This is a genomic window from Pseudonocardia halophobica, from assembly GCF_027922425.1.
Lineage (GTDB): Bacteria > Actinomycetota > Actinomycetes > Mycobacteriales > Pseudonocardiaceae > Pseudonocardia > Pseudonocardia halophobica.
In genome coordinates, this window is the sequence record NZ_BSFQ01000012.1 from 151,033 (window position 1) to 176,855 (window position 25,823).

The 25,823-nt window shown below is 73.8% G+C and carries 22 protein-coding genes; 10 read left to right on the top strand and 12 right to left on the bottom strand.

Features of this window, described 5'->3' with window-relative positions:
- Positions 1–27 precede the first annotated feature (27 nt).
- The gene (locus tag PKE99_RS16570; RefSeq protein ID WP_051737472.1) at positions 28–1,671 is read right to left on the bottom strand and encodes a flavin-containing monooxygenase; all 1,644 of its coding nucleotides are present in this window, start codon (positions 1,669–1,671) and stop codon (positions 28–30) included.
- A 99-nt stretch (positions 1,672–1,770) separates the two neighbouring features.
- The gene (locus PKE99_RS16575; RefSeq protein ID WP_037045891.1) at positions 1,771–3,543 is read right to left on the bottom strand and encodes a sigma-54-dependent Fis family transcriptional regulator; all 1,773 of its coding nucleotides are present in this window, start codon (positions 3,541–3,543) and stop codon (positions 1,771–1,773) included.
- Between the two features lie 137 nt (positions 3,544–3,680).
- Here PKE99_RS16575 and PKE99_RS16580 point away from each other — a divergent pair, with 137 nt between their 5' ends.
- Both PKE99_RS16580 and PKE99_RS16585 read left to right on the top strand, forming a co-directional pair.
- Positions 3,681–4,742, top strand: a complete 1,062-nt coding sequence (locus PKE99_RS16580; RefSeq protein WP_037045893.1) for an alpha/beta fold hydrolase — start codon at positions 3,681–3,683, stop codon at positions 4,740–4,742.
- A 23-nt stretch (positions 4,743–4,765) separates the two neighbouring features.
- Positions 4,766–4,897 carry a hypothetical protein gene (locus PKE99_RS16585; RefSeq protein ID WP_269322988.1) on the top strand — a complete coding sequence of 44 codons (132 nt, stop codon included), beginning with the start codon at positions 4,766–4,768 and terminating at the stop codon, positions 4,895–4,897.
- 12 nt (positions 4,898–4,909) lie between these two features.
- Here PKE99_RS16585 and PKE99_RS16590 read toward each other — a convergent pair whose 3' ends face one another.
- The 6 genes from PKE99_RS16590 to PKE99_RS16615 are packed head-to-tail and all read right to left on the bottom strand — an operon-like array spanning position 4,910 to position 10,916.
- Entirely contained in the window at positions 4,910–6,082 is a 1,173-nt protein-coding gene (locus tag PKE99_RS16590; protein ID WP_037045894.1) for an alpha/beta hydrolase family protein, read from the bottom strand.
- 11 nt (positions 6,083–6,093) lie between these two features.
- The gene (locus tag PKE99_RS16595) at positions 6,094–6,831 is read right to left on the bottom strand and encodes an SDR family NAD(P)-dependent oxidoreductase (protein ID WP_037045895.1); all 738 of its coding nucleotides are present in this window, start codon (positions 6,829–6,831) and stop codon (positions 6,094–6,096) included.
- The gene (locus PKE99_RS16600) at positions 6,828–7,805 is read right to left on the bottom strand and encodes a fumarylacetoacetate hydrolase family protein (protein ID WP_037045896.1); all 978 of its coding nucleotides are present in this window, start codon (positions 7,803–7,805) and stop codon (positions 6,828–6,830) included. Before PKE99_RS16600 ends, PKE99_RS16595 begins: the two co-directional genes overlap by 4 nt.
- A gap of 10 nt (positions 7,806–7,815) precedes the next feature.
- The gene (locus PKE99_RS16605; RefSeq protein ID WP_037045897.1) at positions 7,816–8,754 is read right to left on the bottom strand and encodes a VOC family protein; all 939 of its coding nucleotides are present in this window, start codon (positions 8,752–8,754) and stop codon (positions 7,816–7,818) included.
- 10 nt (positions 8,755–8,764) lie between these two features.
- On the bottom strand, positions 8,765–9,895 hold the full coding sequence (locus PKE99_RS16610) for an FAD-dependent monooxygenase (protein ID WP_037045898.1): 1,131 nt from the start codon (positions 9,893–9,895) through the stop codon (positions 8,765–8,767).
- Between the two features lie 28 nt (positions 9,896–9,923).
- Positions 9,924–10,916: a cyclase family protein gene (locus PKE99_RS16615; RefSeq protein ID WP_231498211.1), complete on the bottom strand. Its 993-nt coding sequence runs from the start codon at positions 10,914–10,916 to the stop codon at positions 9,924–9,926.
- 107 nt (positions 10,917–11,023) lie between these two features.
- Here PKE99_RS16615 and PKE99_RS16620 point away from each other — a divergent pair, with 107 nt between their 5' ends.
- Both PKE99_RS16620 and PKE99_RS16625 read left to right on the top strand, forming a co-directional pair.
- Positions 11,024–11,929, top strand: coding sequence for a LysR family transcriptional regulator (locus PKE99_RS16620; protein WP_037045899.1), 906 nt, complete (start codon positions 11,024–11,026; stop codon positions 11,927–11,929).
- A gap of 42 nt (positions 11,930–11,971) precedes the next feature.
- Entirely contained in the window at positions 11,972–13,048 is a 1,077-nt protein-coding gene (locus PKE99_RS16625) for an MFS transporter (RefSeq protein ID WP_081924153.1), read from the top strand.
- A 12-nt stretch (positions 13,049–13,060) separates the two neighbouring features.
- On the opposite strand, the gene PKE99_RS16630 is transcribed toward PKE99_RS16625, so the two are convergent.
- Positions 13,061–14,341 carry a patatin-like phospholipase family protein gene (locus PKE99_RS16630; protein WP_051737460.1) on the bottom strand — a complete coding sequence of 427 codons (1,281 nt, stop codon included), beginning with the start codon at positions 14,339–14,341 and terminating at the stop codon, positions 13,061–13,063.
- Between the two features lie 272 nt (positions 14,342–14,613).
- Between PKE99_RS16630 and PKE99_RS16635 the strand changes: the two genes are divergently transcribed.
- The 3 genes from PKE99_RS16635 to PKE99_RS16645 are packed head-to-tail and all read left to right on the top strand — an operon-like array spanning position 14,614 to position 18,832.
- Positions 14,614–14,790 carry a hypothetical protein gene (locus tag PKE99_RS16635; protein ID WP_156067618.1) on the top strand — a complete coding sequence of 59 codons (177 nt, stop codon included), beginning with the start codon at positions 14,614–14,616 and terminating at the stop codon, positions 14,788–14,790.
- On the top strand, positions 14,787–15,587 hold the full coding sequence (locus PKE99_RS16640) for a hypothetical protein (RefSeq protein ID WP_197040641.1): 801 nt from the start codon (positions 14,787–14,789) through the stop codon (positions 15,585–15,587). Before PKE99_RS16635 ends, PKE99_RS16640 begins: the two co-directional genes overlap by 4 nt.
- The gene (locus tag PKE99_RS16645) at positions 15,584–18,832 is read left to right on the top strand and encodes a bifunctional cytochrome P450/NADPH--P450 reductase (protein ID WP_051737461.1); all 3,249 of its coding nucleotides are present in this window, start codon (positions 15,584–15,586) and stop codon (positions 18,830–18,832) included. The genes PKE99_RS16640 and PKE99_RS16645 overlap by 4 nt, the downstream gene beginning before the upstream one ends.
- A 4-nt stretch (positions 18,833–18,836) precedes the next feature.
- Here the strand turns inward: PKE99_RS16645 and PKE99_RS16650 are convergent, their stop codons facing one another.
- Genes PKE99_RS16650 through PKE99_RS16660 form a run of 3 tightly spaced genes read right to left on the bottom strand, consistent with a single transcriptional unit; the run spans position 18,837 to position 21,932 of the window.
- A complete protein-coding gene (locus PKE99_RS16650) occupies positions 18,837–19,700 on the bottom strand; it encodes an alpha/beta fold hydrolase (protein WP_037045900.1) in 864 nt (287 codons plus the stop codon).
- Positions 19,701–19,755: 55 nt separating this feature from the next.
- Positions 19,756–20,739 (bottom strand): thioredoxin family protein, encoded by a 984-nt coding sequence (locus PKE99_RS16655; RefSeq protein WP_051737462.1) that lies wholly within the window; start codon positions 20,737–20,739, stop codon positions 19,756–19,758.
- Positions 20,736–21,932 carry an epoxide hydrolase family protein gene (locus PKE99_RS16660; RefSeq protein WP_081924154.1) on the bottom strand — a complete coding sequence of 399 codons (1,197 nt, stop codon included), beginning with the start codon at positions 21,930–21,932 and terminating at the stop codon, positions 20,736–20,738. The genes PKE99_RS16655 and PKE99_RS16660 overlap by 4 nt, the downstream gene beginning before the upstream one ends.
- A gap of 562 nt (positions 21,933–22,494) precedes the next feature.
- On the opposite strand from PKE99_RS16660, the gene PKE99_RS16665 reads away from it, so the two are divergent.
- The 3 genes from PKE99_RS16665 to PKE99_RS16675 are packed head-to-tail and all read left to right on the top strand — an operon-like array spanning position 22,495 to position 25,796.
- Positions 22,495–24,030, top strand: a complete 1,536-nt coding sequence (locus PKE99_RS16665) for an ABC transporter substrate-binding protein (RefSeq protein WP_081924155.1) — start codon at positions 22,495–22,497, stop codon at positions 24,028–24,030.
- Positions 24,031–24,978, top strand: coding sequence for an ABC transporter permease (locus PKE99_RS16670; RefSeq protein ID WP_037045901.1), 948 nt, complete (start codon positions 24,031–24,033; stop codon positions 24,976–24,978).
- Entirely contained in the window at positions 24,975–25,796 is an 822-nt protein-coding gene (locus tag PKE99_RS16675) for an ABC transporter permease (protein WP_051737464.1), read from the top strand. The genes PKE99_RS16670 and PKE99_RS16675 overlap by 4 nt, the downstream gene beginning before the upstream one ends.
- Positions 25,797–25,823: the final 27 nt, after the last annotated feature.

Consider the following 25,823-nt stretch of genomic DNA (forward strand, 5'->3'; position numbering starts at 1 on the left):
GGCGGGGCCGCGGCCCGGGAGCGGCCGTCAGCGGCGGTCGAACGCCGGGTACCCGGCGGCCGCCTCCTCGTCGCACTTCTGCCGGTACTGCCCCACGCCGCCGATGTAGGACAGCAGCCGGCGGGGCTTGCCGGGGACGTTGGAGCCCAGGTACCAGGAGTGCGTCTTCGGGACCAGGGTCGCGGAGGCGATCTCCTCGTGGTGGGCCACCCAGGCCTCCTCGCCGGCTTCCGTCGGCTCGATCACGGTCGCGCCCCGCTCGCGCAGGTCGCGGATCGCGGCGGTGATCCACTCGGTCTGCTGCTGCAGGCAGGTCGTCATGTTGCACAGCGCCGCGGACGGGGCGAGCGGCACGGCCGTGGTGAGCATGTTGGGGTAGCCGTGGACCATCAGCCCCATCGTGGTGCGGATGTCGCGGCCCCAGTCCTCCGTCAGTGACCGCCCGCCGCGGCCTCGGACGTCGATGCGGGTCAGCGCGCCGGTGCCGGCGTCGAACCCGGTGGCCAGGATGATCACGTCGAGCTCGTGGACGCTGCCGTCGGCGAGCTCGACGCCCTCGGGCCGGATCCGGGCGATCGGGTTGTCCTTCACCCCGACCAGCTCGACGTTCTCCCGGTGGTAGACCTCGAGGTAGTTGGTCTCGAGCGGGACCCGGTGGGTGCCGAAGCCGTAGTCCGTGGGCACGAGGACGTCGATCAGCTGCTGGTCCTTGAGCCGCGCGCGCATCTTGTCCCGGACGAACTCCGAGACGGCCTCGCTGACCTCCTCGACGAAGAACATCTCGCCGAAGCTCGCCAGCCACAGCTTGAGCGACCCGTCCTGGTAGATCTCCTCGAGGATCTCCTGCCGCTGCTCGGGGGTGCAGTCGGCCCAGGCGTGCTCGAAGTCGTACTCGAACCCGGTGAACGTGTGCGGGATGGTCGTGCGCAGCTCGTCGAAGCGGCTCTTGTACCAGCGCTGCTCGGCCTCGCCGTACTTCGGGTTCTTCATCGGCAGCACGTACTGCGGGGTGCGGGCGAAGACCGTGAGGTGCTCGACCTCGCTCGCGATCGTCTGGATGACCTGGATGCCGGTGGCCCCGATCCCGACGACGCCGACCCGCCTGCCGGCGAGGTCGACCTCCTCCTTCGGCCAGCGCGAGGTGTGGAAGATCGGTCCGCGGAAGGTGTCCTGGCCCTCGAACAGGGCCTCCATGGGCGCGGAGAGCATGCCGCCGCAGGTGACGAAGAACTGCGTGTCGATCGTGTCGCCGCGGTCGGTGCGGACGGTCCAGCGGCCGCGGTCCTCGTCGTAGTGGGCACTCACGATCCGCGTCGAGAACTGGATGTCCTCGCGCAGGCCCAGCCGCTCCGTGACGTACCGCAGCCACTGCTCGACCTCGGGCTGGCCGGGGAACTTCTCGCTCCAGCTCCAGTCCGTGTAGAGCTGCTCGGAGAACAGGTACTGGTAGATGTAGCCCTCGGAGTCGAACCGCGCGCCGGGGTAGCGGTTCCAGTACCAGGTCCCGCCCACGTCGCTGCCGGCCTCGTAGGCCCGCACGCGCAGCCCCTGTTCGCGGAGCTGGTGGAGCTGGTAGAGCCCGGCGACGCCGGCGCCGAGGACCACCGCGTCGAGTTCCAGCGGGGCCGGGGAACCGTCGGCCGGCGGTGCGGTGTCGGGTGCGGACGTCATCGTCATCGACCTCTTCCGTGTGTCCTGCCTGGGTGGCCCGGACATCGTGGGCGGTGTCCCATCCACCGGACGTGTCCCAACAACGGACACGTGCCGACGTCAGTCGGTGATTCCGTACTGGCGGATCTTGCGGTACATCGTCGAGCGGGCGATCCCGAGCGCGGCGGCCGCGGCCTTGCGGTTCCCGGCCGCCGTGCGCAGCGCCGAGACGATCGCGTCCCGCTCGATCTCGTCGACCGGGCGCAGCGCGCTGCGCGGGGTGCTCTGGCAGTGGGCGGGCAGGTCCTGGGCCTCGAGCACGCCCACCGGACGCCGGGCCACCGCCGCGGCCAGGACCTCCCGGAGCTCGCGGACGTTCCCGGGCCATCGGTAGCGGGACAGCAGGCGGACGGCCTCGGCCGAGAGCCGGACGTCGCGGTGGGGCGCCAGCTCGTCGAGGATCCCCCGGGCCAGCCCCGGGATGTCGGCGGTGCGATGCCGAAGTGGTGGCACCGTGACGCAACCGCGCAGGACCGCCAGGAGCGAGCGGTGCACGGAGGGGACCGGTCCGGCCGCGGGCGCGGCGGTCGCGGCGAGCCGGGGCAGGGCGTCGGCGTGCTCGCCGAGCGCGTCCACCAGCAGCTCCACGGACGCCGGCGGGAGCCGGTCGACGTCGCAGAGCACCGTCAGGGTCCCGTCCCCGGCCTCCGCGACGGCCCTGGCGACCTCCCGGGGGTCGGCCTCGATCGTCCGGGCGGCGACCCGGGTGACCCGGCCGTGCGGGTTCCCCTGCAGGTGCAGGCCGCTCAGCAGGCTGAACCGGCCGGCGCCGGGCTCGCCGAGCACGAGGACGGGGTGGCCGGCGTCCAGTTCGGCCCGCGCGGCGGTGGCCGCGGCGCACCACGCCGGTGACGAGGCGGTGCCCCGCGGCCCGACGACACCGAGCGTCGCCGTGGGAGCAGGGTGGGTGTCGACCTCGTCGAGGAGCGTGACGACGCCGATCATGCCTGCGACGTCGTCACCGACCGCGACGGTCGAGCCGCGGAGCCGCACCCGCGCTCCGGAGGGCAGGTCGACCCGGTGGTCGACGGAGGTGTGTCGGCCCGCGAGGAAGCGGAGGTGGTCGTGCAGGGCCTCCTGGTCGCCGGCGGCGACCAGGGTCTGCATCGACGTGTTGGCCACGACCACCCGCGGCCCGACCGCGACGACCGCGCCACGCGTGCGGGCGTCGACCCGCGAGTAGACGTCGAACAGCGCCTGCTGGGCCTGGTCGCGGTCCTGGACCAGGTTGTGCTCGATGCGCCGGGCCGCGGCGCGGACCAGCGAGTGCATGAGCGGTGTCGAGTGGTCGGCCAGGCAGCTGATGTCCAGGACGCCCTCGATCCGACCGGTGAAGGGGTCGCGGACCGGGGCGCCGGCGCAGGCGAAGGACTGCAGCGTGCCGACGAAGTGCTCGGCGCCGACGATGTGCACGGACTCGCCGAACTCCAGGACGGTGCCCACGCCGTTGGTGCCCACCGTGCCCTCCGCATAGCCGAAGCCCTGCGCGAAGTAGACGCGGTCGAGGATCCGTCCGATCCACCGGCTGCTGTCCCTGCGGGCCAGGATCCGGGCCCGGTCGTCGGTGAGCGCGACGCACATCGGGACGTCCGCGATCTGCTCCGAGAGCTGGTCGATCACCGGCCGGGCGCACCGCACCAGGCGGGACGCGAGGTCGAGCCCGGTGAAGTACTGGCTCTCCACCGAGTCCGGCGCCACCCCGCCCGCCACGCTGCGCCGCCACGAGGCCGCCACGTGGTCGGGCACCCCGCGGCGCTCCGGGGCGCCCCCGCCCTCCAGCAGGTCCGCCCGGGCGCTCGCGAGCAGCAGGCGGCGGTCGGGCACGTCGTCCATCCCGCGAGCACCTCCTCGTGTCCCACCTCACATCGTGCGCCTCCGGGCAAGGGCGTGGCGTGTCCCAATTCGGGACACGGCGGGTCGCGGGACACCGTCGACAGTGGGACGGCACGTCCCTCGACGAGGAGCTGGACATGATCGACAACCCGTTCTACTCGCACGAGTTCCACGGCGACTACGACCTGGTCCCGATAGGCCGGCTCGACCTGGAGGAGGGCGGCAGCATCCCCGACTGCCGGCTCGCCGTCGCCACCTTCGGCGAGCTCAACGAGGCCCGGGACAACGCGATCCTGGTGACGACCTGGTACTCCGGCAGCCACCAGATCTGGCGCGACGTCTACATCGGCCCCGACCACGCGCTGAACCCCGACCGGTACTTCATCGTGGTGGTCGACCAGATCGGGTCCGGCCTGTCGACCTCCCCGCACAACGCCGCCGGCGAGAACGCCGGCATCGCCATGTCGGCGTTCCCGCACGTCCGGATCGGCGACGACGTCGTCGCCCAGGAGCGGCTGCTGCGCGAGCACTTCGGCGTCGAGACCCTGCACGCGGTCGTCGGCGGGTCGATGGGCGCCCAGCAGGTCTACGAGTGGGCGGTCCGCTTCCCCGAGAAGGTCGGACGGGCCGCGGCGATCGCCGGCACCGCGCAGAACACCCCGCACGACTTCCTGTTCACCAAGGCCCTCAACGAGGCGATCACCTCCGATCCCGGCTTCGCCGACGGCGAGTACACCTCGAACGCCGAGGTCGTCGCCGGGCTCGAGCGGCACGCCGGGATCTGGGCGGTCATGGGCCTCTCCACCGAGTTCTGGAAGCAGGAGGCCTGGCGGGCCCTGGAGTTCGAGAGCAAGGAGGCGTTCCTCGAGGGCTTCCTCGAGCCGTACTTCACCGCGATGGACCCCAACGACCTGCTGTGCATGGCCTGGAAGTGGCAGCGCGGCGACGTCGCCCGGCACACCGGCGGCGACCTCGACGCCGCGCTGGCCCGCGTCACCGCGCGGACCTTCGTGATGCCGATCGACGAGGACATGTTCTTCCCCGTCCGGGACTGCCGCCCCGAGCAGGAGCGCATCAAGAACTCCGAGCTGCGGGTGGTCGAGGACGTCCACGGCCACCTCGGCCTGTTCGGCGTGGCCCCCACCTACATGCCACAGATCGACCGACACCTCGGCGAGCTCCTCGACGGACCCGCCTGACCGACACCTCGAGAGGACCCACCATGAGCAGCTCCATGCGCGGACTCGCCTTCCTCGGCGAGGGCCGGATCGGGCTCGTCGAGCGCGCGATCCCGGCCGCCGGCCCCGGCGAGGCCCTGCGGGACGGGGTGATCAAGCCGCTGATCACCTACTGAGCCGCTGATCACCTACTGAGTGCGGGGCGCCCCCGGCGCGGCGAAGGCGTCGGCCACCCAGTCGGCGATGTAGGTGCTGACGTGGGGCAGGTGATCGAGGCCGATGTGCTCGGTGGCGCCCTCCTCCGGGGTGAAGACGCGCAGCTCCCGCCTGGGGGAGTTCACCGCCTGCTCGTAGGACCGGTGGGCGTACTCCAGCGGGATCTGCCGGTCGTTCGCGCCGTGGGCGACCAGGAAGGGCACGGTGATCTTCTCGACGACGCCGTCGAGGTGCACGTCGTCGGCGAAGGCGATGAAGGTGTCGAGGTCCTCGTGCCCCCACACCCACAGGACGTGCTCCCAGTAGTGCGGCACGGGGCGCTCGCCCTCGCGCTCGAGCCGGCGGCGCTGCACCGCGCCCCAGTCGTGGTTGGCGCCCCAGGCCACGCAGAGCGCGAACCGCTTCTCGAACGCCGCGGCCCGCGGGGCGTAGTAGCCGCCCAGCGACCAGCCGACGATCCCGATCCGGGAGGCGTCGACGTCCGCGCGCTGCTCGAGCCAGTCGACGGCGGCGCCCGCCCAGGCCTCGGTGTCGATGCGGGCGGTGAGGCCCTGCAGCCGCAGGGCCTCACCGGTCCCGGGCTGGTCGAGCATCAGGCAGGAGATGCCGCGGGCGGCGAGCTCCTCCCAGTGCGCGGAGCCGTACATGTGCTCCTTGGTCGAGTCCAGGCCGTTGACCAGCACGATCACCGGGGCGGGGCCGTCGTCCGTGGCCGGGGCGGCGCTGAGGTAGCCCGGCAGGGTGGTGCCCTCGTACGGGATCGCGACCCGGCTGATCCGTGGGTCGCGCAGGTCGAACGACTTCTGCGCCAGTTCCAGCACCCGGCGGTAGGTCGGGACGCGGTTCGGATCGGAGTGCGCGAGCATGCGCTCGGCCTGGCAGAGGTAGTTGGTGGCGCGGAAGTACAGCTGCCCTGCGGCGCGGGTGTGTCCGGCCTTCTCAGCGGCCTCCGCCTGCGCGACGAGCTGGTCGGTGAGCGCCGTCCAGGCGCGCAGGAAGTCCGGGGTGCCGGCGTCGGAGCCCTGCGCCGCGGCCTCGCGGATCGGGCGGCACGCGCGGTCGATCTCGTCGATCAGGCCGCCGGAGTTGAGCGCGGCGACCACGCCCAGGTTCCACACGTAGTTGCCGGGGAAGTACTCGAACACTGCAGGTCCTCTCAGGGGGTCCGGACGGCGTCGCTGATCGACTTCACGCCGCCGTGGGCGGTCAGGCCGCCGTCGACGGGGATCTCGGCGCCTGTGACGAAGGAGGCGTCGTCGCCGATCAGGAAGGCGACGAGCGGGGCGACCTCGTCGACCGTGCCGGTGCGGCCGAGCGGTGTCTCGGCGACGTTCGCGGCGCGGAAGGCGGGCGCGGCCGACGCGGTCATCGGGGTCTCGATGTAGCCGGGGTGCACGGTGTTCACCCGGATCCCCCGCGGGCCGAGCTCCAGGCAGGCTGCCTTCGCGAGCCCGCGCAGGGCCCACTTGCTGGCGGTGTAGGCGGCCGGGTAGTGGCCGGTCAGCGCGGCGACCGAGCCGACGATCACGATCGACCCGCCCACGGGCATCCGCGGCGCGACGGCCTGGATGCCCAGGAGCGTGCCGGTCACGTTGACCTCGTGCACGCGGGCGAGGTCGGCCGCGTCGAGCTCGGTGAGCCGGGCCCGCCAGGTGATCCCGGCGTTGGCCACCAGCCCGTCGACCCGGTCGAGCCCGGCGGTCAGCGCGGCCCAGCCGTCGGCGTCGGTGACGTCGAGCTGCCGGTAGTCCACCCCGGGCAGCTCCTCGGCCGGCGTGGGTTCCAGATCCACGCCGATCACGGTGGCGCCCCCGGCGGCGAGGAGCCGGGCCTCGGCGGCGCCCTGCCCCTGCCCGGCGCCGGTCACGATCACGACCTTTCCCGCGACCCTCACGACGGGCGCTTCCGGGTCCGTGGCCGGGCGCGGGCCGGTCGCACCGGCGGCAGATCGAGGCCGGCGACGACGGTGTTGCGGATCGTCCCGATGCCTTCGACGGTCATCTCGACGACGTCGCCGGGGCGCAGCGGGGGCGGGTCCTGCGTGCCGCGCCGGCCCCACAGCTCCGCCAGGCACCCGCCGTTGCCGCAGGTCCCCGATCCGAGGACGTCCCCGGCGCGGACGCGGGTGCCGCGCCCCGCGTAGGCGACGAGCTCCTCGAACGGCCACCCCATGTCGGACAGCAGGTCCTGGCCGATCTCCACACCGTTGACCGCGACCCGCATGTCCAGGGCCAGGAACCCTTCCGCGTCCCGGTAGGGCTCCAACTCGTCGGCGGTGACCAGCCACGGCCCGAGGGTGGTCGCGGAGTCCTTGCCCTTGGCCGGGCCGAGACCGACCTTCATCTCGCGGCGCTGCAGGTCGCGGGCCGACCAGTCGTTGAGGATCGTGTAGCCGAAGATCTCCACGTCCTCCGGCGCCGGGGACTCCGCGTCGCGGCCCACCACCGCGGCCACCTCGAGCTCGAAGTCGAACAGCTGCGAGCCGGGCGGGACCGGGACGTCGTCGTGCGCCCCGACCAGCGCGTACGGGTTGGTGAAGTAGAAGGTCGGGGCCTCGTACCACTCCGGCACGACGCCGGCCCCGTCGCCGACGGACTCCACGACGCCCTCGACGTGCTCCTCGAACGCGACGAAGTCCCGCACGGTCGGCGGGTCCAGCGGTGGCAGCAGCCGGACCTCGTCGAGCGGGACGGCCGGCCCGTCGAGCGCCGCTGCGCCCGCCCCGATCGCCGCCGGCAGCCCGGCACGGACGAGGTCGAGGACCGTGGTGCCCTGCGGCAGGGGGTGCACCGTCCCCTCGGCGACGACACCGGCGCGAACGGCGCTCTCGTGGGCGCTGCCGTCGTGGATGTAGGTCGCGAACCTCATCGCGGCCCCCTCAGACCGGCGGGGCCACGAACAGGCCCTTGTCGACGTCGTTGAACGACCGGGAGGCCACGAACTCGTTCATCGCGTTGGCCGTGCCCCACTGGTCGGACACCTCGGGCCGGGTGAAGTCGTAGAGGTGCGGGTGCCAGGTGTCCTCGTCGATCTGCTCCAGCTCCGTCGTGTACTCGACGGTGTTGCCGTGCGGGTCGAGGAAGTAGCTGAAGGTGTTGTCGCCGGCCAGGTGCCGGCCGGGACCCCAGATCTTCTCGACGCCCGCGCGCAGCAGCCGGCCGGTGCCGCGCATGTACTCGTCGATCCCGCGCAGCTCGAACGACGCGTGGTGCAGCGACGGGTGCGGGCCGCGGGCGATGGCCATGCTGTGGTGCCAGGAGTTGATCCGCAGGAACCACATCATCTCGCCCATCCGCGGGTGCATGAGCGTGTCGGACAGGCGGAACCCGAGGTGGCGCTCGTAGAAGGCCCGCGTGCCCTCGGGGTCCGCCGAGTTGATCACGACGTGCGACAGGCGCACGGGGATCGACTCGCCGGCCTCGACGGTGCGGTGCGTACGGATCGCGACGTCGGCGCTGACCTCGACGGTGCGGCCCTCGTTGTCGAAGAACCGGAACCCGTAGCCGCCGCCGGGGGTGCCGAGCACGCCGGGCTCGCGGACGAGCTGCACGCCGGCGGTGGCCAGGCGGGCGGCGAGGGTGTCGACGTCGACGGGGGTCGCCGCGCCGAAGGCGATGAGGTCGATGCGCTTGTCGGCGGCCTGGCGCAGCCGCACCACGTACTGCTCGGGGGAGCCCTCGGCGGCGAGGAAGGCGATCCCGGTGTCGGTGTGCTCGGTGGTGAGACCCCACGCGCCGGTGTAGAAGTCCTGCTGGCGCGCCAGGTCCGGCACGGCGAGGTCGACGTGCCGCAGGTGCGTGATGAGTCGGTCGGTCACTTCTGTCTCCTCAGGCGGGTTCGGTGACGAGCGCGGCGATGCGGCCCATGAGGCCGGGGACGTCGCCCTGCTCGTGGTCGAGCAGCCACTGCCCGAGCTGGACGGAGGCCTCGACGACGGCGGCGGCGCGGGCGTGCCGGCGCGCGGTGAAGGTGTCCCAGAGGTCGTCGTCGAGCGCGTCGGCGGCGAGCAGGAGCTCGGCGAGCACCGCGGCGTCCTCGAGCGCCTGCGCCCCGCCCTGGGCCAGGGTCGGCGGACAGGAGTGCGCGGCGTCGCCGATCAGGACCACGCGGCCGCGGTTCCACGGCGCGGGCAGCACGTGGGTCTCGAACCAGGTGTAGTTGACGCGGGCGGGGTCGTCGAGCGTGGCGAGGATGTCGTCCCACGGGCCGTGGTAGGCCGAGGCGAGCTCCCGCATGGTGGCCAGCCGCTCCGCCGGGGACAACGCGCTGCGGTCCTGCGCGTCCTCGACGACGTAGGCGTAGAGCGAGTCCTCGCCGGTCGGGCAGTAGCCCGCGATGTAGCAGGGTCCGCCGTAGAACAGGTCGGTGCGGGTCACCGACGCCGGCCGCGGGCCGAAGGCGCGCCAGATGCCCATCCCGGTGGGGCGGGTCTCCAGCTCGACGCCGAGCATGCGCCGGACCGACGAGCGGATCCCGTCCGCGCCCACCAGCAGGTCGTAGCGGGCGGAGGTGCCGTCGGAGAACTCGACGTCGACGCCGGCACCGTCCTGGCGGAGTTCCGTGACGGTGATCCCGAAGCGGATCTTCGCGCCGGCCTCGTCGGCGCGGTCGTGCAGGATCCGGGCGAGGTCGGGGCGCGGCATGCCCAGGGTGGCCGGCAGGTCCGGGCCGCCCGTGCGGGCGTCGGGGATCTCGACCAGCAGGGTCCCGGAGGGGTCGGGGGCGCGCAGGCCGAGGCTGTCGAAGCCGTAGCCCTTCTCCTGCACGCGGTCCCAGACACCGAGGTTCCGCAGCTCGCGCAGGGCGTTGCCCTGCAACGTGATCCCGGATCCGACGGCCGCGACGTCGGGGGTGATCTCGACCAGGTCGACCGCGACCCCGCGGTCGGCCAGGTGGATCGCGGTCGCGGTGCCGGCGAGGCCGCTGCCGACCACGAGGACGGTGTTGACGGCGGGCATGGGGACTCCTTCGTCCGCGGGGCGGGTGCTATTTGACGGCGACGGGCGCGACCGGAGCGCCGACCGCGCCGGTCACGGGCAGCGGGTCGGCGGTCAGGAAGAACTCGTAGGTCCCGTCGGCGGCGCAGTCGGCGGCGAGGGCGTCGAGATCCCACATCTCGCCGAGGAACAGCCCGATGTGCGGAATCGCGACCTGGTGCAGGGGCTGGAAGGCCTCGTCGAACTCGTTGGGCCGGACCTCGAAGCCCCAGGTGTCGGTGGCGATCGCGGCGATCTCGGTGCCGTGCAGCCAGTCCGCGGTGGTGAACGACAGGCCGGGGGCGGGGCCTCCGGCGTAGTCGCCCCAGCCCTTCCCCTCCGCGATCTCCCGGCGGGCCCGGGCCAGGCGCCCGGTGCGCACCAGGAGCAGGTCGCCGCGGCCGACGCGCGCGGTGTCGCCCTGCGCCGCGACGGTCGCCTCGAGGTGCTCGGTCGTGATGGCGAACCCGTCGGGCAGCTCCCCGTCGGTGCCGAGGGAGGGGCCGATCGCGCGGCCGACGTCGAGCAGCACCCCGCGGCCGGTGATCCGGCCCGACGCGGTCTCGATGCCGGTGACCCGGTCGCCCTCGCTGGTCACGACGTCGCCGGCGCGGCGGCCGTTCCACGCGACGCCGTGGTCGAAGATGTGGCCGAGCCCGTCCCACTGGGTCGAGGCCTGCAGCGGCATGAACACCACGTCGTCCGCACCGCCGAGGCCATGCGGGAAGCCCTGCGTGCCGCGCTCGGCCTCCAGGCCGGTGTCGAGCATGGTGTGCACCGGGTTGGTCCGGCGCCGCCAGCCCTTCTGCGGGCCGTCGGCGTCGAAGCGCTGGGCCAGCGGGAAGCTCACGCCGCGGCGGATCAGGGCGGCGCCCTCGCGGCGCTTGGCCTCGTCCAGGAAGTTCAGGGTGCCCAGCACGTCGTCGGCGCCCCAGCGGCCCCAGTTCGAGCAGCGCTTCGCCGCGGCGGCGATGGCCCCCTCGGGATCGGTGCGGTCCAGCATGTCGGTTCCTCCTCGAGCGACGCCGTCCACGGTCGGCGATCCGCGCGCATCAGGGAAGACGAAATAGGTGATGCGGGATATCAGTGCGGTGGATACGCTGCCGCCTCGTGAACCTGGCGAGCCTGGACCTCAACCTGCTCGTGACGCTCGACGCGTTGCTCGAGCACCGCAGCGTCAGCCGGGCCGCCGAGCAGATGGGGCTCAGCCAGCCGGCCGTGTCCGCCCAGCTCGCGCGGCTGCGCCGGCACTTCGGCGACGACCTGCTGGCCCGCTTCGGCAACCAGTACCGGCTCACGCCCCTCGCGGTGCAGCTGCGCCACCGGGTGCGCACCGCCCTGTCCGGGGTCGAGCGGGTCTTCGCCGCCGAACCGGACTTCGACCCCGCCACCACCACCCGCGAGTTCGCGCTGATCATGACCGACTACGCCGTCGCCGTGCTGGGGCCGGAGCTCGTGGCGTGCCTGCGGGAGGAGGCGCCCGGTGCCCGCCTGCGGTTCACGGCCAACACCCCGCAGGTGGTCGACAACGTCATGCAGACCCTGACCAACGCCGACCTGCTGCTCATGCCGCACGGCTTCATCGACGCGCTCCCGCACACCGACCTCTACCTCGACGACTGGGTCTGCCTGGTCGCCACCGGCAACCCGGCCGTCGGCGAGGAGGTGACGGTCGAGCAGCTCCGGAGCCTGCCGTGGGTCGTCACCTACCACGGCCCCACCGCGTCGACCCCGGCCGTGCGGCAGATGCGGATGCTCGGGATCGAGCCCGACGTCCAGGTCGTCACCGAGAACTTCCTGACCGTCCCCGGGCTGGTCGCGGGCTCCGACCGCGTTGCGCTGCTGCAGCGCCGCCTCGTCGACCGGATCCCCGCGGAGTTCGGGGTGCGCGCGCTGCCCTGTCCCGTCGACGTCACCCCGCTCGTCGAGGCGATCTGGTGGCACCCCATGTACGACGACGACCCGGAGCACCGGTACCTGCGCGACCTCCTGACCCGCGTGGCGGGCCGGGTGTAGCGCCCATCCACGGGGTCGATACCGCACTTCGCGAGAAGGTAGATGACGCAGGCGTTCGCCGGGACGCCCGGCGTCGACGTCCTGGTCCCCGTGGTGCTCACCGCACCTGCGCTGCTGATCGGACTCACCGCCCCGTTCGCGGGGGTGGTCGTCGACCGGATCGACCGCAAGCGGCTGCTGCTGGTCGCGATGCTCGCCTACGCCGTGTTCGGCACCGCCCCGCTCTACCTGGACTCGCTCGGCGCGATCGTGGCGAGCCGGGTGCTGGTCGGGTTGTGCGAGGGCGCGATCATGACCTGCTGCACCACGCTGATCGGCGACTACTGGTCCGGGGCCCGGCGGGCGCGGTACCTGGGCCTGCAGACGCTGGTGGCCACGCTGTCCGCCACCGTCTTCCTCGCGCTCGGCGGCGTGCTCGGTGCGGCCGGGTGGCGCACCCCGTTCTGGCTCTACGCCGTGGCCGCGCTGCTCGCGGTGCCGATGGCGTTGGCGATCTGGCAGCCCGCGCGACCCGCCGTCGCCTCCGGGACCCGGGCGCCGCTGCCGTGGCGGCAGCTGCTCGTGCCGTGCGTGGTCACGCTGTTCGGCGGCATCGTGTTCTACGCCCTGATCGTGGAGCTGTCGTTCGTGCTGGCCGGCGTGGGGATCACCGCCACCGGCACCATCGGCGCGATCAGCGCGGTCATGTCGCTCGCCACCGCGGCCGGCGCGGTCGTCTTCGGCCGGCTGTCGGGCCGGACCCCGCGGGCGCTGCTGCCGGTCGAGTTCGGGCTCTCGGCCGCCGGCCTGCTGCTCGTGTTCGCCACGACGTCGCCCGTCGTGATCACGGTCGGCGCCGTCCTCACCGGCCTCGGCACCGGCATGCTGCTGCCGACCCTGCTGACCTGGGCGGTCAACCGGCTCACCTTCGACCAGCGCGGCCGCGGCACCGGGCTCTGGACGGGCGCGCTGTTCCTCGGCGAGTTCCTCTGCCCGCTGATCCTCGCCGCGGTCGGCGCCGGCGCCGGCGGGCTGCAGGCCGCGCTGGCCGTGCTCGGCATCGCCTCCGGGGTGGTCGGGGTGCTGGCCGCGCTGCTCCTGCGCCGCCACGACCAGCCGCTCGACCTCACCCGGGACTGAGCCGGGCGACGGTCACCTCTCGGCGGGGACCGGGCCGAGCCGCAGTCCCGACACCCGGCCGTCGGTGAACTCGGCCTCGGCCTGCCCGGCCGCCGCCGGCCCGTCGTGCAGCCGCAGGGTCCACGTGGCCCGGTCGCCGGCCACCTGCTTGCGGGTGGGGTCGATGGTGAACGTGCCGTCGAGCAGGGCGGGGATGTGCCCGCGCAGGGGTTCGTCGGCGCGGTCCCGGAACGGGGCGACGGACACCAGCCGGGCCTCCTCGGTGGTGGCGGCGCGGACGGCGTCGGCGTCCCGGGCGTCGACGGCGTGCTCGAAGGCGAGCGCGGCGAGGAAGCGGTCCGCCTGCTCCCGGCCCTTGGCCTGCAGGCCGTCGAGGAACAGGACGTCGCGGTTGAGCTTCGACGCCGAGCCGATCAGGCGGGGCAGGACGGTCGACGGCATCTCGACGATCCGGACCGTCGTGTGGATGTAGCCGCGGTCGGGGAGCAGGTCGCCGTCGGCGAGCATCCGGTCGATCGTCTCGATGAACCCGAGCTCCTGGTGCAGCGACAGGTTGCCGGCCAGCCCGTTGCGCCGGTCGCCGATCTCGATCAGGGTCCGCGGCTCCCGCTCGATGGCCGGCGCGTTGATCTGGACGACCCACAGCTCGTCCGGCCGGGTGGCCAGCAGGTCGCGCACCGGCGGGTTCTGCGAGAACAGCCCGTCCCAGTACGTGCCGCCGTGGGTGCGCACGGCGCGGAACAGGGTGGGGATCGCGGCGGAGGCGATCACCGCGTCGGCGGTGATGCGGTCCTGGCGGCTGTTGAAGGCGCGGAAGCGGCCGGAGAGGACGTCGACGGCCCCGAGCAGCAGCATCGGGTGCTCGCCCGCGCTGTCGACGGTCAGCGCGCCGAAGTCGACGTGCCGCGAGAGCAACGCCCGGAACTGGTCCATCCCGCCGAGCGCGCGCGGGATCGCGTAGGGGCTGATCCCGGGGGCCAGCCCGAGCCCCTGCAGCGCACCCGCCGCGACCATGCCGACGTTCTGCAGGCGCGCGATCGGGGAGCGCGCCGAGTTGTCGCGCCAGAACTCCTCCAGCAGCCTGGCCGCCCGCTCCCGGTCGCCGTCCCGCAGCCCGACCCAGGCGAGCAGGGCACAGATCGCCCCGCCCGAGGTGCCGGACAGCCCGACGATCTCGTGGTCGCGCAGCGCGTCGGCGCGCAGCAGGCGGGCGAGCACGCCCGCGGTGAAGGCCGTGTGGCTCCCTCCGCCCTGGCAGGCGAGCGCGATACGGCGGGGTCGGCCTCCGGTCATGACACCCGTTCCTACCGCCCTCCCCGGGACGGCGGAAGGCGGTGAGGACGAGGCGCGCCGGAGCTCACACGCCCACTGTGGAACGACGCGCCGTGCTCCTGCTCCGAACGGCGGCGGACCCCGGAGCCGCCCGGCCGATCCCGCTCCGCGGTCCGGTCACGGACCGCGTCCGGCCGGGACGGGGGAGTCAACTGGAAGGCCGGCTGGAAGGTCCGACCGTGGTCCGCCGGCCGCACCCCCTGCCACCGTGTCCGCGGTGACAGGGGGAGGTCATGCACCTGACGGTCGAGCTTCTCCGCACCGCCGACGGGCGACTGGGGGGCACCGTGACGACAGACTCCGGCCGGGAACTCGCGTTCTCCGGCACGCTCGACCTGCTGCGGATCCTCGAGGACCTGGAACCGCCCGGCGACCGGGACGACGGCGCGGCACCGCGGCGGCCCCGGTGAACGACGCGGCCCCGGCGAGCGACGCGGCCCCGGCGAGCGAGGCGGCCCCGTCGGCGTCGTCGGGATCGGGGCCCGCGGCGCGCATCGCAGCCGTCAGCGGGATCGTGTTCGCGGTCCTGTTCGTCGTGGCCCTGGTCCTGGTGCACCGCGCCCCGACGCTCGCCGACCCCGACTCGGCGTACGCGGGCTTCTACGCCAACGGCGGCGACCAGCTGTTCGTGGCCGTCGGGCTCTACCTCGTCCCCTTCGCGGGCATCGCGTTCCTCTGGCACATGACCGCGATGCGCGCCGTGCTGGACACCCTGACCCCGCAGCCGTCGACCATGGCGCACGGGCTGAACCTGCTGGCCGGGGCCATCTTCGTGACGCTCCTGTTCGCCGGGACCGCCGCGGTCGGCGCGGTCGCGTTCGGGGTCTACTTCGGCCACTCGCCCGCCGAGGACCCCCAGACGGCGCGGGCGCTCACCGGCGTCGGCTACGGCCTCGTGTTCATCTTCGGCGTGCGCGGGGCCGGCATGTTCGCGCTGACCACCACGACCCTGCTGCGCAACGCGAAGGTGCTCCCGATCGTCCCGGCCGTGATCGCGTACCTGCTCGCCGCGTTCCTGCTGCTCGCCGTGACCAGCAACCCCGCGGCCGTCCTCGTCTTCCCGGCGTGGGTCGTGCTGATCTCGATCTTCCTGCTGCGCCACGCCCGCCGCGCGGCCGCGCCGGCGCCCGAGCCCGACACCGGGCCTCCGGCGCCCGCCGCGCCCCTCGACACCACCAGCCCGAGCCTCAGGAGTGACCAGCCATGACCGCCTCCGTCACGCCCGTCACCTCGAAGACCGTCGACGACATCCCCGGACCCAAGGGCGTGCCGTTCATCGGCAACATGTTCGAGATCCGCCAGGCCACGATGATCCAGGACCTGATGAAGCTCGTGCGCGAGTGGGGGCCGATGCTCAGGCTCACCACCCCCAACGGGCCGCTCTACGTCGCCTCCGGCCTGGAGATGGTGAACGACCTGTGCGACGACACCCGGTTCGACAAGCTCGTCGGGCTGAGCCAGCGGGAGTTGCGCAAGACGCACGAGAGCGCGGGGCTGTTCACCGCGGACACCGACGACCCGCTGTGGAAGTCCGCGCACGACATCCTGCTGCCCAGCTTCAGCACCTGGGCGATGAAGGGCTACCTCGACCCGATGATCGACATCGCCGAGCAGCTGTGCCTCAAGTGGGAGCGGCTGAACACCGACGAGCCGATCGACGTCACCGCCGACATGACGCGGCTGACGCTGGACACCATCGCGCTGTGCGGGTTCAGCTACCGGTTCAACTCCTTCTACCGCGAGGGCCAGCACCCGTTCGTCGCGGCGATGATGGGGGCGCTGCACGAGACCCAGGCCCGGCAGCGCCTGCTCCCGGTGGCGATCAAGGTGCGCCGCGGGGCCCAGCGACAGCTCGAGGCCGACAGCAGGTTCATGGACGACACGGTGGGGAAGATCCTCGCCGAGCGGAAGGCGTCCGGGGACCCCGGGAACGACCTGCTGGGGCACATGCTCGTCGGCACGGACAAGGAGGGGAACAGGCTGCCCGACCACAACATCGTCGCCCAGTGCCAGACCTTCCTGGTCGCCGGCCACGAGACGACGAGCGGGCTGCTGTCGTTCGCCATCTCCTACCTGCTCAAGCACCCCGAGGTCGTCACGCGGGCGCACGAGGAGGTCGACCGCGTGCTGGGCACCGACCCGTCGGTGCCGCCCACCGTGGCGCAGGTCCAGCAGCTGGGGTACGTCCGGCAGATCCTCGACGAGACGCTGCGGCTCTGGCCGACCGCGCCGGCGTTCACCCGCCAGACCCGCCGGGCGACCACCGTGGGCGGGTGGGGGCCCTTCGAGCCCGGACAGGCGGTCATCGCGCTGACGCCGATGCTGCACCGGCTGACCGAGGTGTGGGGGCCCGACGCGGAGGAGTTCAACCCGGACCACGTCGCGCCCGAGCGTCTCGACGCCCTGCCCCCCAACGCCTTCCGGCCCTTCGGTTCCGGCCAGCGGGCGTGCATCGGGCGGCAGTTCGCGCTGCAGGAGGCGACCCTGGTGCTCGGCATGGTCCTGCAGCGCTTCGAGCTGATCGACCACGCGAACTACCAGCTGAAGATCAAGGAGTCGCTGACCCTCAAGCCCGAGGGCCTGACGATCACCATCCGCCCGCGCAGCGGCCGGACCTGGGGCGCGTCGTCGCGGCAGGCGGAGGTCGTCTCGATCCCGCGGTCCCCGGCCCTCGCCGTCGCGCCGGCCGACCGGCACGGGACCCCCCTGCTGGTGCTGTTCGGGTCGAACCTCGGGGCGTCGGAGGACCTCGCCTCGCGGATCGCCCGGGACGCGACGGACCGGGGCTACACGGCGCGCACCGCCGGGCTCGACGACGCGGTCGGGGAGCTGCCCACGGACGGCGCGGTCGTCGTCGTCACCTCGTCGTACAACGGGCAGCCGCCGGACAACGCCGGGAAGTTCTGCACGTGGGCCGACGACGCCGCCACCTCGGCGGAGGGCGTGCGCTACACGGTCTTCGGCTGCGGCAACCGCGACTGGGCCGCGACCTACCAGGCGGTGCCCACCCGCGTCGACGCCGCGCTCGAGGCCCGCGGCGCGACCCGCGTGTACCCGCGGGGGGAGGGCGACGCCCGCGGCGACTTCGACGGGCAGTTCGAGGCCTGGTACGCCGGGCTGTGGGACGCGCTCGGGTCGGCCCTGGGCCTGGAGGCCGGGGCGGCGGAGGCGGCCGGCGGCGGCCCGCGGCTGGCCGTGGAGCTGGAGCAGCGCCGCACCGCCAGCCCGATCCTGCAGTCCTACCGCGGGCAGGCCGCGACGGTCCGGGTCAACCGTGAGCTCACCGCCCGGGCGGGCACCCCGGGCGGGCGCTCGGTGCGGCACCTGGAGATCGCGCTGCCCGCGGGCACGACCTACGCCGCCGGCGACCACCTGGGGGTGCTGCCGCGCAACGACATGGCGGTCGTCAACCGGGTGATCGCCCGCTTCGGCCTCGACGGTGGCCAGTACGCCACGCTCACCGCGTCCGGGGCGAGCCCGACCCACCTGCCGATCGGCGAGCCCTACCCGCTGCTGGGGATCCTGGCGGGCTGCGTCGAGCTGCAGGACGTCGCGAGCCGGGCGGGCCTGGCGGCGATGGCGGCCCACATGCCGGAGGGGCCCTTCCGCGACGAGCTGGCCGACCTCGCCGGGACCGACGACGGGTCGAAGGCCCGCTACCGCGAGAAGATCGCGGTCCCGCGGCGCACGCTGCTCGACGTGCTCGAGGAGCACCCGGAGTGCGACCTCCCGTTCGCGGAGTACCTCGACCTCCTGCCGCCGCTGCGACCGCGCTACTACTCCATCTCGTCGTCGCCGACGATGAGCTCCGCCGCCGCGGTGACCGTCGGCGTGCTCGAGGGCCCGGCGCGCAGCGGGGACGGCTCGACGTTCCGCGGGGTCTGCTCCGGGCACCTGAGCGCGGTGCCCGAGGGCGGCACCGTGTTCACCTTCGTCCGGCAGCCGAGCATCGCCTTCCGGCCACCGGAGAACCCGCACGTGCCGATGATCATGATAGGCGCCGGCACCGGGATGGCCCCGTTCCGCGGGTTCCTCCAGGAGCGGGAGTCGTTGCGGGCCCGCGGCGTCCCGATCGCCAGGTCGCTGCTGTTCCTCGGCTGCCGGGACCCCGAGGACGACCTGCTCTACGCCGACGAGCTCAAGGGCTACGAGGCCGACGGCGTCGCGACCCTGATCCCGGCGTGCTCGCGGGTGAAGGGCTACCCGCACCGCTACGTCCAGCACGCCCTCGAGGCGTCGGCCGACCAGGTGTGGGAGGCACTGCAGGACGAGGCCGTCGTCCTCGTGTGCGGCAACGCCTCGACCATGGCTCCCGGTGTCCGCGCCGCCCTCGTCGCGGTGTTCCGCGCCAAGACCGGGGCCGGCGAGTCCGACGGCGAGGCCTGGCTCGCGGGCCTGCGGGCGAGCGACCGCTACCTCGAGGACATCTGGGGCGAGACGGCGGTCGTGTAGGGGCTCACCCGTCGAGCACCGTCCGCAGGGTCGCGGCGAACTCGTCCGGCTTGCCGGCGTAGCCGAACTCGCCGTCGAGGAAGCCGCCGTGGTGGCTGGGGAAGACGACCGCCCGCCCGCCGAGCAGGGCGGCGGACACCTCCGCGGTGCGCGCGGTGACCGTGCCCGCCGACTCCTCGCCGAAGGCGACCACCACGCGGGTGGGCGCGGCGGCCAGGGCCTCGACGTCCGGGCGGTAGCTGCTGATCGCCCATGCCCGGTCCGAGAGCAGGGGGTCGTCGCGCGAGCCGTCGTCGCCGGCCGGCATCCCGAACTGTGCGGGATCGGGAGCCGGGCGGGCGAGGAACTCCTCGGTGAACTCACCCTGCCACGAGGTCATCGCGATGAACGCGGCCATGCCGGCGCCCCATCCCCTGGCCTCGTAGACGTCCCGGACGGCGGCCCGGGCGCGCTCGGCGGCCGCGGCGTCGGGCAGCACGGAGAGGATCGGCGGCTCGTGCGCGACGAGGGTGGTCACGTCGCCGGGATGCGCCGCGACCAGGGCCAGCGCGGTGACGGCACCGCCGCTGCTGGCGAACAGTTCGACCGGGCCGGCGCCCAGGTGCTCGACGAGCGCGTGGACGTCCGCGGCCTGGGCCTCCGGGGTCTGGTCCACCCGGCCGTCCTTGCGGACGCTGCGGCCCAGCCCCCGCGGGTCGTAGGTGACGACCGTCCGGTCGGGGAACCGGGCGGCGAGCGCCCGGAACCCGCCGGCGTCCATCGGCTGGCCGATCAGCAGCAGCGGCGGGCGGCCGTCGGCGGTCGGCAGCGGTCCCTCGACGTCGTAGGCGAGAGCGACCTCGGGTGTCTCCAGCACGTGACTCGGCATGCCCGGTGGACCGCCCCCCGGCCCGGAACTCATCGGCCCGCGGGGCGGCGTCGCGTCAGCCGAAGGTGAAGACGTAGGCCTGGGCGCCGGCGTCGAGGAAGGTGATCTCGACGGTGCGGTCGGCGACCGGGCCGTCCTGGCGGACCAGCTGGTACAGCCGGTCCTCGGTGACGGTCCCGGCGCCGCGCCCGTCGACGTCGAGCCCGGCGGAGCCGTCCGGCGGCCGCCCGTCGACCCGCACGCGGAAGTGCACCGGCGCCTCCGTGCGGGAGCCCAGCACGAGGTTGAGGTCCCGCCCGCGGAAGCGGTGCAGGATCCGCCCGTCGGGCTCGCCGAGCGTCGCGCTCTGGCTCCCCACCGTCCAGTCGCCCGAGAGGGCCCACTGGTTGAGCGCGAGCCGCGGCGGCTCGGCGTAGACCCGGCCGCGGTCGGGGGAGATGCCGCCCGGGGAGGCGAAGCCGGTGGCCCGGGCGTAGCCGACGTAGGTCTCGGGCGAGCCGAGCCGGTCCCAGTCGGCGGCGCGGAACACGCCGTCGGGCTCGACGGCCACGAGGTCGTCGGCGACGCCGTCGTGCCCGGCCTCGGCCAGCAGTTGCTGGATCACCCGCTCGGACCGCTCGTAGTCCTCCTCGCCGAAGTGGTGGTGGCGGATGCGCCCCCCGGCGTCGACGAAGTAGAGGGCGGGCCAGTAGGCGTTGTCGAAGGCACGCCACACCACGAAGTCGTTGTCGACCGCCACCGGGTGCTCGATCCCCAGGTCGCCGAGGGCGGCCCGGATCTTCGCCAGATCGTGCTCGAACGGGAACTCCGGCGAGTGCGCCCCGATCAGGACCAGCCCGGCGTCGCGGTACTTCGCGGCCCACGCCCGAACGTAGGGCACCGTGCGCAGCCAGTTGATGCAGGAGAAGGTGCAGAACTGGACCACGACGACCCGCCCGCGCAGCCCGGCCGGCGTCAGCGGGGCGGAGTTCAGCCAGGCCGTGGCGCCGGCGAGCTCCGGGAGCTCGCCCTCGACGGGCAGCTCCGCCGTCGCGGTCACCGCAGCGACCTGAAGGTCGCCCGGACCTCCGCCGAGAACGTCTGCGGCTGCTCCCAGGCGGCGAAGTGGCCCCCTTCCTCGACCTCGTTGAAGTGGACGAGCTTCGGGTAGGCCCGCTCCGCCCAGCTCCGCGGGGCCGGGTAGAGCTCGTCGGGGAAGACGGTCACGCCGACCGGGATCTCGACGCCCCGGGCGTCGAAGAAGGCACCCGTGTTCTCCCAGTAGAGGCGCGCGGAGGAGATCGCGGTGTTCGTCAGCCAGTAGTGGGTGACGTTGTCGAGGACGTCGTCGCGGGACAGGCCGCCGGGCCGGCCGGCGAAGGCGCGCGCGATGAGCTGGTAGCTGCGGACGTCGTGATCGATCATCCACGCCGCGAGGCCGACGGGGGAGTCGACGATGCCGTAGAGGGTCTGGGGCCGGTTGGCCATCTCGATCGCGTAGCCGACGCCGGTCCTGAAGAAGTCGGCCAGCGTCTCGTAGGCCGTCTTCTCGGCGGCGGAGAGGCCGGCGGGCGGCGGGTCGCCGAGCTGGAGGGCCTTCGAGATGTCGGCGGGAACCGTCGCCGGCATGTTGGTGTGGATGCCGAGCAGGCCGGGGGGCTCGAGCAGGGCCATCCGCTCCGTGACGGCGTTGCCCCAGTCGCCGCCCTGCGCGACGTACCGCCGGTAGCCGAGCCGGCTCATCAGCTCGACCCAGGCGCGGGCGACGCGGACGGGGTCCCAGCCGGTCTCGGTCGGCTTCCCCGAGAACCCGTACCCCGGCAGCGAGGGGATGACGAGGTGGAACGCGTCTGCGGCGCTCGCGCCGTGCTCCGTGGGCCGGGTGAGCGGGTCGATGATCTTCAGCTGCTCGACCGTCGAGCCCGGCCAGCCGTGCGTGACGAGGAGCGGCAGGGCGTCCTCGTGCTCGGAGCGGACGTGGATGAAGTGGATGTCGACGCCGTCGATCTCGGTGACGAAGTGGGGGAGGGCCGCGAACCGCTCCTCGAACCGGCGCCAGTCGTACTCCGTCGCCCAGTAGTCGGCGAGCGCCTGGATCGTCTCGAGCTGCACCCCCTGGGAGTCGTCCGGTTCCCGGTCGGGCCACTTCGTCGCTGCGACACGTCTGCGCAGGTCGGTGAGCTGCTCCTCGGGGACGTCGATCGTGAACGGGCGGATCGCGTCCCCGCCGGTCGTCGGGACGGTGGTTCCCATGGGCTCGCTCCAGGCGTCTGGTCTGCGGTGTGGACGGCCGTGTGGTCGGCCGTGGGCCGCGGGAGCCGCGTCGGGCTCCCCGAGGCGGCGACCAATGCTCCGGACCTGCGGGCGGGCGCCATCACCTCACGGAGGTGAACCGGCGACGGTTGGTGATGCGCCCGCCGGTGACGTGCCCCTGCGGTGACGAAGCGGGCGCCTGCCGCGAGGCCGGAGGGGTGGGCATCGTGGCAGGCGCCTGGTTCGACCGTCGCGGCTGCGCGAGGGGCGCCGCCCGGCACGCGCGGCGTCGGGAGGGCACGCCCGGCGGGCGACGCGTGAACGGGACCGCGAGGGTCCGGGGGACCGTAACCCGGCAGGCAGGGCGATCCAACCCCGATCTCGACGAGACAGTCGAAAAGACGACAGATGGTTCAGGGTGAGCTGAGCCACCGGTTCCAGTTGTTTCCACCGCGCAACTCGGGTCGGGCCGAGGTCACGTTGACTGATCTGAACAGTTGCACAGATGATGCATCCGGTCGCCCCGCCCGGGGAGGCGCGGACGGGAACGAGGTGACGCCGGATGCCACGACGGCGGGTGGCGCGACTGGTGGCCGCGATGGCCGGGGTGGTCGTGCTGGCGGCATGCGCAGGGCAGGGCGGCAGGACCGGAGCGGCCGGGACGGACGGCGAGCTGACCGTCGCGCTGCAGTTCCCGCCCCGCGCCGCGTACGCCTTCGACGCCGACGACGGCGCCCGGCTGCAGAGCCTCGGCGTGGCCGAGACGTTGACGACGGTCGACGACGCGGTGCAGCCCGCCCCGGGCCTGGCGACCTCGTGGGAGCAGACCGCGGACCCGCGGACCTGGCGGTTCGTGCTCCGGCAGGGCGTGACCTTCCACGACGGCAGCCCGCTGACCCCGGACGCCGTCGTCACGGCGCTCGGCCACATCGCCGGCGTCACGGCGCCGCCGCGGTCGATCCGCGGGATCGGGTTCGAGATCGCCGCGGACGGCGCGGACGCCGTACGGATCACGACGGCGGAGCCGGACCCGGTGGTTCCCTTGCGGATGAGCAGCGGGAACCTGGGGATCCTCGCGCCCGCCGCGTACGCCGGGGAGGCGCAGCCGAGCGTGATCCGGACGGGCACCGGCCCGTACGTGCTGGACACGGTGAACGGCACCGACTCCGCGGTCCTGGTGCGCAACGAGGACTACTGGGGCACGAAGGCCGGCGCCGCGCGGGTGACCGTGCGGTACGTGCCCGACCCGCAGAGCCGGGCGCTGGCCCTGCAGGCCGGCGACGTCCAGTTCGCCGAGGGGCTGCCCGTCGCGTCGCTCGACCAGCTGCGCTCGGCCGGCGTCGACGTCGCGGAGTACCCGGGCGCCCGCACGATCGAGCTGCTGCTCAACCAGTCCGCGGCGCCCTTCTCGGACCTGCGGGTGCGACAGGCCGTGACGAAGGCGATCGACCGGCCGGTGCTGGCCGCGCAGGTGCTGAGCGGCGCGGCGGCGCCGGCGGCGGATCTGTTCGGCGCGGCGGTGCCGTGGGGCGAGACCGCCCCGCCGCCGGGTGCCGACGTCGACGGCGCGAAGGCCCTGCTCGCCGAGGCCGGGTACGGCCCCGGCCGGCCGCTGCAGGTACGTCTGTGGACCTTCCCGAACCGCCCCGAGATGCCCGTCCTGGCGGGCGCGATCCAGTCGATGCTGGCCCGGGCCGGGATCGGGGTGGAGGTGACCGTCGGGGACTACGCCGCGCAGGAGCCGGAGGTGCTCGCGGGGCGGTTCGACATGTACCTCAACTCCCGCAGCTACCTGTCCGACCACGCGGACGCGACGAGCACGCTGACCTCGGACTACACCTGCGGCGGCAGCTACAACATCGACCACTACTGCTCGGCGGCCTACGACGCGCTGATCGACCGGCTGCCGACGGTCACCGACACGGCCGAGCGCCGGCAGCTGTTCGCCGAGGCGGCCAGGTTGCTGACCGCCGACGCCGTCGGCGTGATGGTCGTGCACCCGCTCAACACCGCGGGCTCGCGCGGGGTGAGCGGCTTCAGGCCGGACCCGCTCGGGGTGCGGCCCGTCCTGCCGCCGCTGTCGCGCACCGACGCCTGAGTGCTCGGTCCGCTGCTGCGGCGGCTGCTGCCGCTCCCGCTGGTCCTGCTGGCCGCGTCGGTCGTGGCGTTCGCGCTGCCCCGGATGATCGGCGGCGACGTCACCCGGGCCGTGCTCCGCGCCCGGGTCGCCTCCGACGCGCCGGGCCCCGAGGTGACGGCCCGGGTCACGGCGGAGCTCGGGCTCGACGGCCCGGTCGTCGGGCAGTACGTGCGGTGGCTCGGCGCCGTGCTGCGGGGCGACCTCGGGATCGGGTTCGTCGCGCGCACCCCGGTGATCGACCAGCTCGGCTCGGCGCTCGGCGTATCGGGGCTGCTCACCGGCGCCGCGCTCGGGCTCGCGGCGGTCCTGGGGATCCCGGCCGGGGTGCTCGCCGCGCGGTGTCCCGGTGGCCTGCTCGACCGCGGGCTGTCCGCCGCCGGCGTCGCGGGGATCGCCGTGCCGGAGTTCGTCCTGGCGCCGTGGCTGGTCCTGGTGTTCGCGGTGGGCGCGGGGGTGCTCCCGGCGATCGGCTGGGGCGGCCCGCAGCACCTGGTGCTCCCGGTGCTCACGCTCGCGGCCTACCCGGCCGCGCTGGCGGCGCAGCTCGTGCGGGCCGAGACGATCGACGTGCTCGGCCGCGACCACGTCCGCCTGGCCCGGGCGAAGGGGCTGCCGGAGCGTCGGGTGCTCTGGCGGCACGCCGCCCGGCTCGCGCTGACCTCGGTGACCTCGCTGTCCGGGATGTTCGTGGCCGGCCTCCTCGGCGGAGCCGTCGTGGTGGAGACCGTGTTCGGGATCCCCGGGGTGGGGCGGCTGCTGCTCGACGCCGTCCTGGCCCGGGACCTGCCCGTGGTCCAGGCCGGCACGCTCGTCCTCGTCGCCGTGGCGATGGTCGCCGGGATGGTCGCCGAGGTCGTGCAGCTCGCCCTCGACCCGGTCGCCCACGACCGGGAGGCCGACCGGTGAGGTGGGTCGTCGGGGCCGCGGCCGGGCTCGTGCTCCTGGTCGGCCTCGGGCCCCTGCTGCTGCCCGACCCGGTGGCCACGGACTTCGCGGCGATCCTGCGCCCGCCGTCGACCGCCCACCTGCTGGGCACCGACCAGCTCGGCCGCGACGTCGCCGCACGGCTGCTCGTCGGGGGCCGGCTCACGCTCGGTCTCTCGGCCGGTGCCGTCCTGGTCACCGGGGCCGTCGGGGTCGCGGTCGGGCTGACGTGCGGCTACGCGGGCGGACGTGGGGGACGGGCGGTGCTGCGCCTGACCGATCTGCTCGCGGCGCTCCCGACGGTGCTGTTCGGGCTGCTCGCCGCGGTCGTCCTCGGATCCGGCCCGGGCTCGTTGCTGGTCGCGGTGGTCGTCGTCGGGTGGACGCCCTTCGCGAGGCAGGCCTACCAGTTGACCGTGCGGGAGGTCGGACAGGGCTACGTCGAGGGCGCGGCCGCGCTCGGGGCCGGGCGCGCCCGCGTGCTCGGCGGGCACGTGCTGCGCAACGTCGCCGGCCCGCTCGTCGCCCACGGCTGCGTGCGCTTCGCCGGGACGCTGCTCACCGTCTCCGGTCTGTCGTTCCTCGGCCTGGGCATCCAGCCGCCGACGCCGGAATGGGGCGCGATGGTCGCCGAGGGGCGGGAGTTCCTCTTCGCCGCCCCGCACGTCGTACTGGCCCCGTCGGTCGCCGTCGTCCTCGTCGCGGCGCTCGCGCTCGTCGTCGGGCGCGGGCTGGAGAACCCGGCCGGTCGTCGTTCGTGGACCGCACGTCGCGGTTCTTCCCTGCCGTCATCAGAATGAGGTACGGAAATGAGGTGTCGGGCGGCC

What these genes read in the sequence shown, in the direction of transcription:
- PKE99_RS16570 (WP_051737472.1), bottom strand. Translation starts at nt 1,671, where the DNA reads ATGACGTCCGCACCCGACACCGCACCGCCGGCCGACGGTTCCCCGGCC.
- PKE99_RS16575 (WP_037045891.1), bottom strand. Translation starts at nt 3,543, where the DNA reads ATGGACGACGTGCCCGACCGCCGCCTGCTGCTCGCGAGCGCCCGGGCG.
- PKE99_RS16580 (WP_037045893.1), top strand. Translation starts at nt 3,681, where the DNA reads ATGATCGACAACCCGTTCTACTCGCACGAGTTCCACGGCGACTACGAC.
- PKE99_RS16585 (WP_269322988.1), top strand. Translation starts at nt 4,766, where the DNA reads ATGAGCAGCTCCATGCGCGGACTCGCCTTCCTCGGCGAGGGCCGGATC.
- PKE99_RS16600 (WP_037045896.1), bottom strand. Translation starts at nt 7,805, where the DNA reads ATGAGGTTCGCGACCTACATCCACGACGGCAGCGCCCACGAGAGCGCC.
- PKE99_RS16610 (WP_037045898.1), bottom strand. Translation starts at nt 9,895, where the DNA reads ATGCCCGCCGTCAACACCGTCCTCGTGGTCGGCAGCGGCCTCGCCGGC.
- PKE99_RS16615 (WP_231498211.1), bottom strand. Translation starts at nt 10,916, where the DNA reads ATGCTGGACCGCACCGATCCCGAGGGGGCCATCGCCGCCGCGGCGAAG.
- PKE99_RS16625 (WP_081924153.1), top strand. Translation starts at nt 11,972, where the DNA reads ATGACGCAGGCGTTCGCCGGGACGCCCGGCGTCGACGTCCTGGTCCCC.
- PKE99_RS16630 (WP_051737460.1), bottom strand. Translation starts at nt 14,341, where the DNA reads ATGACCGGAGGCCGACCCCGCCGTATCGCGCTCGCCTGCCAGGGCGGA.
- PKE99_RS16635 (WP_156067618.1), top strand. Translation starts at nt 14,614, where the DNA reads ATGCACCTGACGGTCGAGCTTCTCCGCACCGCCGACGGGCGACTGGGG.
- PKE99_RS16645 (WP_051737461.1), top strand. Translation starts at nt 15,584, where the DNA reads ATGACCGCCTCCGTCACGCCCGTCACCTCGAAGACCGTCGACGACATC.
- PKE99_RS16650 (WP_037045900.1), bottom strand. Translation starts at nt 19,700, where the DNA reads ATGCCGAGTCACGTGCTGGAGACACCCGAGGTCGCTCTCGCCTACGAC.
- PKE99_RS16660 (WP_081924154.1), bottom strand. Translation starts at nt 21,932, where the DNA reads ATGGGAACCACCGTCCCGACGACCGGCGGGGACGCGATCCGCCCGTTC.
- PKE99_RS16665 (WP_081924155.1), top strand. Translation starts at nt 22,495, where the DNA reads ATGCCACGACGGCGGGTGGCGCGACTGGTGGCCGCGATGGCCGGGGTG.